The 6104-nt window shown below is 44.2% G+C and carries 4 protein-coding genes; 2 read left to right on the top strand and 2 right to left on the bottom strand.

Going from position 1 to position 6104, the window contains the following annotated elements; genetic code table 11:
• Nucleotides 1–28: 28 nt before the first annotated feature.
• Nucleotides 29–721: a PTS transporter subunit EIIC gene (locus GB992_RS00205; RefSeq protein WP_161000709.1), complete on the bottom strand. Its 693-nt coding sequence runs from the start codon at nt 719–721 to the stop codon at nt 29–31.
• Between the two features lie 5 nt (nt 722–726).
• Nucleotides 727–2967, bottom strand: coding sequence for a glycoside hydrolase family 3 C-terminal domain-containing protein (locus GB992_RS00210; RefSeq protein ID WP_161000710.1), 2241 nt, complete (start codon nt 2965–2967; stop codon nt 727–729).
• A gap of 269 nt (nt 2968–3236) precedes the next feature.
• Here GB992_RS00210 and GB992_RS00215 point away from each other — a divergent pair, with 269 nt between their 5' ends.
• Nucleotides 3237–4481 (top strand): peptidoglycan bridge formation glycyltransferase FemA/FemB family protein, encoded by a 1245-nt coding sequence (locus GB992_RS00215; RefSeq protein ID WP_161000711.1) that lies wholly within the window; start codon nt 3237–3239, stop codon nt 4479–4481.
• A gap of 266 nt (nt 4482–4747) precedes the next feature.
• The gene (locus GB992_RS00220; protein ID WP_161000712.1) at nt 4748–5920 is read left to right on the top strand and encodes an iron-containing alcohol dehydrogenase; all 1173 of its coding nucleotides are present in this window, start codon (nt 4748–4750) and stop codon (nt 5918–5920) included.
• The last annotated feature ends 184 nt before the right edge of the window (nt 5921–6104 follow it).

A 6104-nucleotide genomic window follows, 5' to 3' on the forward strand; every position in this document is an offset into this window, starting at 1 on the left:
TTTTGTCCGAACAGCGTTCGGATTAATTTTACAATCTACCATATAACCAAATTGCTAAGAATGCAGGAATCACGGTTGAAGAATATTGCTGCAGAACCACCGGAATGGTAAAGAAGTGTGTTATCCCGGTGGTCGCACCGTGGTGAAGGAGATTGACAATATTCGGTTCCATCAATGCCGCTACGATCACAGCACTACTAATCTGGTCAACCTTGAAAGCTCGTCCTGCTGAAAATGCCAGCAGGATTGGAAGAAAGTAGAATACTGCATTAGAAGCCGCATACAGAATGTGGTAAGTACTACTATTCGCGCTTAGCCAGTGGAGTTCAGTTGAGAGAACCAGTAAACCACGCAGAATACCGGAACCAGCAAACATCGGAATAATTGGAATGAATATTTGGGAAACAAAGTCGAGTACTCTGCCAACCACATTTTTCGTTTTAATATTAGCGTTGTTCCGCGTTAACGCTTGTGTCAACTGGCTGCCATAATCATCAAATTCAATGTCGTCATTCGGTACCAACTTTAGGTCCGGGCCCTTAAAGCTAACATCGTCCCAGACGGGGATTGCTTTTAACGCTGCAACTTGCTCATCCGTCAGTTTGGTCTTCGTGGTGATTTTCATTAAATCTGTCGACGCTGAGACCGACATCACGTTATCCCGCCCACCAAGTGCGGAAATGACGGGATCAAAATCAAATTTCGTTTTCTTCTTTGCCATCAGAATCACTCCCTTTTACTGTGGGTTGAACGATTAGCAAGCTTCAAAAATTGCGATAGTTGATCACCTGTAGCGCCGAGTGTCAGTACATGCCGTATTGGCATATTCATCAGAAATGCCGCTCCTGGACCAGCAGCCCGCAACTTTTCAAACACGGCATCTAATCCTGACTTGGTAGCAGCCGGGGCCAGTGACGAATCATCCATCACGTCATTGATGTAACTATCTAATGTTACCCGGTCCTGTGCGGCAGCCCAGTTCAACCGAACCGTCTTTTGCATGCGGATGTCATCTGAGGCAGAGCCGACCAGAATGTCGTAACTGCCATTGTCGACCCGCCACCCTGGCTTACTTTCGTCATACCAACTGAACGCACGACGTGGCAACGTTATGCTGACTAACTGACTTTCACCTGCGGCCAGCATTGGTTTTTCAAACCCTGCCAGCGTTTTAACTGGCATTTCAACGGTGCTGGCATGATTGGCAACATAAACTTGAACAGCTTCGCGACCACTTCGTTTGCCAGTGTTCGTGAGCTTAAACGTCACGGCCACTGAATCACCCTGGTCCACGATTTTCAATCCAGAGTACTTAAAAGTCGTGTAGCTAAGGCCGTGCCCAAACGCAAATCTAATCGGCTGCTGTTTTACGTCATAATAGCGATAACCGACAAATAGCCCTTCATGATAATTTTCTTCACTGTAGCTCCGCGCAAACGTGCCATAGGTTGGATTGTCCGCTAGCTTTAACGGAAAGGTTTCCGCTAATTTACCAGATGGATTCACTGCTCCGGATAAAATATCCCAAGTTGCCTCGCCAACCGCTTCACCAGCTAAATAAGTTTCCAAAATAGCGGGTACCTGATCGGCCCACGGCATTTCAACAACAGACCCGTTTTGAAGTACAACAACGACATGTGGGTTGACGCTCAAAATCTGGTTAAGTAACTTTACTTGTGCTTCCGGCAAGGACATCGTCGTTTTATCGAATCCCTCAGATTCCATGGATTCTGGAAAACCGGCAAAGAACACGACCTTATCGGCATCCTGAGCATTGGCCACCGCTTCATCTATCATGGATTGGTCTGCACCGTCGCCTTCAATTGCATATCCGGGTGCATAAGTGATGTCGTTTGGCAATGCGCGGGCGACATCCAATGGTGTGACGACCTGATAAGCATTCACGTGGGAACTACCACTGCCCTGATAACGCGGTTGGTTAGCAAACGCACCAATGATAGCTAACCGATCTTGCGGTTTGATCGGCAGCATGTCCGACTCGTTCTTCAACAAAATGAGCCCATCGTCGGCCGCTTCACGGGCCTTAATATGTTGCTCGTCCATGGGATACGGCGAGACTTCTTGAGTACTGCCCCACTTTTCAACGGTTTTTAAGACGTACAGCACAGCCCGATTCAACGTTGCCATGGTTAGCTCACCACTTTTGACACCGTTAATTACAGCATCTTCTGATTCTGGTGAGTGCCCTGGCATCTCTAAATCCAAACCAGCTCTCAGGGCCGCCACTTGGTCAACCACGGCGCCCCAATCCGACAGAATTAGACCATCGAATCCCCACTCGTGTCGCAAAACATCTGTTAATAACCACTGATTTTGGGAATTTAATGTCCCATTAATGGCGTTATACGACACCATTACGCTAGCTGGATGGGCTTCGACCACGACTTTTTCAAACGCCGCCAGGTAAATTTCCCGCAATACTCGTTCACTCATGTTGGAGGAGTTGGTAAAGCGTTGGCTTTCACGATTATTAGCCGCAAAGTGTTTGATGCTGACACCGACACCCATCTCTTGAACACCGCGCACATATGCAGCCGCTATTTCTCCCGTCAAATATGGATCTTCAGAGAAGTACTCAAAGTTGCGGCCAGCCAACGGACTTCGTTTGATATTCATGCCTGGCCCCAGCAATAAGCTGATCTGCTCGTGACTGGCGGCAGTTCCGAGCGCTTTACCGGTGTCATGCATCATCTCGCGATCAAACGTACTAGCGGCCAACGCCGACCCAGGAAAATTAACGGCCGTTACACTCTTATTAACGCCCGTCGCATCTGTTCCTTCTTCCTGTTTGCGCAATCCGGAAGGCCCGTCTGTCATCATCATCCGCCCAACATTGAGACGCTGAACGCCAGCGGTATACCAAAAATCTTTACCAGAAACGAAGGCGGCCTTTTCAGCCAGTGTTAACTGATCGACAAAAGCCTCATCAACTTTAAATTGTTTCATTTTTCCCACCCCATTTGTCAGATATGTTTAACAATCATCTTTTCAGACACATGCTAAACCGCAGCAAACGGCGCTCGCATTAAAAACGTTTTCATTTCAATAAATAACAGTATTAATATTTCTGGTGCATAGTTAGGTCACCATCTTTTAAAACTACAGATAATTTTCTTAAGAAAATTTCTTGTTACCGTTTTAATAATCAACTTTAAGGCCATTTAAAGGTCGAACCCTGATAGTGAGTCTAATCTTGATTTGATGGAGGTTTGCCTATGTTAACTGTAAAAGAAATTGATCCTACCGAATTTATGTCGTTTGAACAACATTGTCCGACCGGCAATTTTTATCAAACCGTCTGGCAACAACGACTCTTATTACGGGAGCATAACCTCACCACGTTTCGTGGCCTATATGAAGACGATGAATTAGTTATGGCCGCACTGTTGGTTGGTCGAAAAATTCATTTCGGTTATCGGTTCGAAGTATACGGTGGACCAGTAATTGCACCGGACAAAGCCAGCGCCGATCGATTGCGCGTCTTTCTTGCCGACTTGGAGCAATATGCCTTCCAGCATCAAGGACTCGAATTGAAGCTAGTACCGAATTTAGACTTTCACATCCTAGACAACAACGGCACGATCATTGATTCGCAAAATGAAGCACTAGCGCAAGCACTCTCTGAAATCGGCTACCGATACGCTGACTTCAAGTCAGTTGGGTATAAGACCGCTATGCACGCTAATCACTACGTTTATAAAAAGGATCTAAGTCACTTGAACGCTGATACTCTGACTAAAAGTTACGGGTCTAAAACGCGCTATAGCCTCAATAAAGCCAAAGAGTTTGGCGTCACCCTCCGACAAATTCCATTTGATGAACTCAGTGAGTTTAAATACAACACTAATAAAACGGCTGAGCGGTTACACTTTGCAGACAAGCCACTCACCTATTACCAAGATGCTTTTGAAACGTATGGCAACCGGGTTCAGTTTGTCGTTGCGGAACTGAATTTGGATAATTATATTGCCATTTATCAGAAAAAAATCACGCACAACGATGCACAAATCAACGAACTGACTGCCAAGCATAAAGGTTACAACGAAGCCAAGATTGCTGAACTCAAACGTCAATCAAACAATCACACGCGAAAAATCGCCCAGGCTAAAATGTTTGCTGACGAATATGGCACGACGTTAAATATCGCCGGTGCAATGTTTATCATCCAACCACAAGAAATGGACTATGTTTTCAGTTACACAAACGAAGAATTCAAGATGTTTCGTGGCCCATTTCTCATTCAGGATGCCATGATGCACGAGGCAATCCGGCAGCACATCCAAACGTACAATTTTCTTGGTATTGCCGGTGAGTTCGATGGCTCTGATGGCGTGTTTGAGTTCAAAAAAGGATTTAATGGTTATCCAGCGGAAGAAATTGGTGAATTTACCAAGATTTTACGACCAGCAAAATACCAAATCATTTCAACATTAAGAGGTCTCAAACAGCTTGTTTCTTAAAAATCGCGTCGCTATTTCAAATGTGTAGTGCTTATTAACAGTTAAATTACGCAACAAATAAATAGTCACGCTTGTGAATTTTGTTTATTATCTATGAAAGCGATTCCGTGAAAACAGCAAGATAATAACTAGCATATAATCCTTGCAATAATCGAGTTTGTGAATCATTAAAAATGGTCTTGATAATTGTAACTTTTATAGTTATAGTTTATTTGTGAATGAGTTGTTAAATGTTTTCACAAATAATGAAAGAAGGTTTTTCAGTTATGGCTGAACGTAGTTACGATTTCTTAATGCCAAGTGTTAATTTCTTTGGCCCTGGTGTCATTGAAAAGATTGGTGACCGTGCCAAGATGTTAGGCATGAAGAAACCTGTTATCGTCACTGACAAGTTTTTGGAAGGTTTGAAAGATGGTGCCGTTCAACAAACTTTGGCTTCATTGGACAAAGCTGGCGTTGATTACGTTGTTTACAACAATGTTGAACCAAACCCGAAGATCCGTAACATCAAAGAAGTTAAGAAGTTATATGAAGAATCTGGTGCCGACTCAATCATCACTGTTGGTGGTGGTTCTGCTCATGATACTGGTAAAGGTGCCGGTATCATCCTGACAAACGGTGACGACATTACTAAATTGGCCGGTATTGAAACCTTGGACAAGGCTTTGCCACCATTGATTGCCGTTAACACGACTGCCGGAACTGGTTCAGAATTGACCCGTCACGCCGTTATCACGAACGAAGAAACACACTTGAAGTTCGTTGTTGTTTCATGGCGTAACATTCCGTTGGTTTCCTTCAACGACCCAACTTTGATGTTGGACGTACCAGCCGGTTTAACTGCCGCAACTGGGATGGATGCCTTCGTTCAATCCATCGAACCTTACGTTTCCGTTGACCACAACCCAATCACAGACTCACAATGTATGGAAGCGATCAAATTGATCGAAACTTCCTTACGTGAAGCCGTTGCAAACGGTCATAACCTAGAAGCACGGACTAAGATGGTCGAAGCTGAAATGTTAGCCGGAATGGCCTTCAACAATGCCAACTTAGGTTACGTTCACGCCATGGCTCACCAACTTGGTGGTCAATATGACGCCCCACATGGTGTCTGCTGTGCATTGCTATTGCCTTACGTTGAAGAATACAACATCGTTGCTGACCCAGAACGGTTTGCTGAATTAGCTAAGATCATGGGCGAAAACACTGATGGTTTGTCAACTCGTGACGCCGCTGAATTGTCCATCAAGGCCATGAAGCAAATGTCACAAGATGTTGGTATTCCAAAGTCCATCAAGGAAATTGGTGCAAAGCCTGAAGACTTTGAATTGATGGCTGAAAACGCCTTGAAGGATGGGAACGCCTTCTCCAACCCTCGTAAAGGTACTAAAGAAGATATCATCAAGATATTCCAAGCAGCTTACGACGCTAAATAAACTTTAGTAAGAGTTTTTCGAAATTGAGTAGTAACTGAAAATAGTGATCATCCAGAAATTTTGGATGATCACTATTTTTATGTCTGGCAAATTCTATAATTAATCCGAACAAAAAAAAAAAAAGGCCCAAAGCAATCTCTTACAATGATAGTAGTTAATCCCAACCAGCTATAAGGAGTGATTA

Origin of the sequence: Furfurilactobacillus milii, assembly GCF_009863985.1 — a bacterium.
Classification (GTDB): domain Bacteria; phylum Bacillota; class Bacilli; order Lactobacillales; family Lactobacillaceae; genus Furfurilactobacillus; species Furfurilactobacillus milii_A.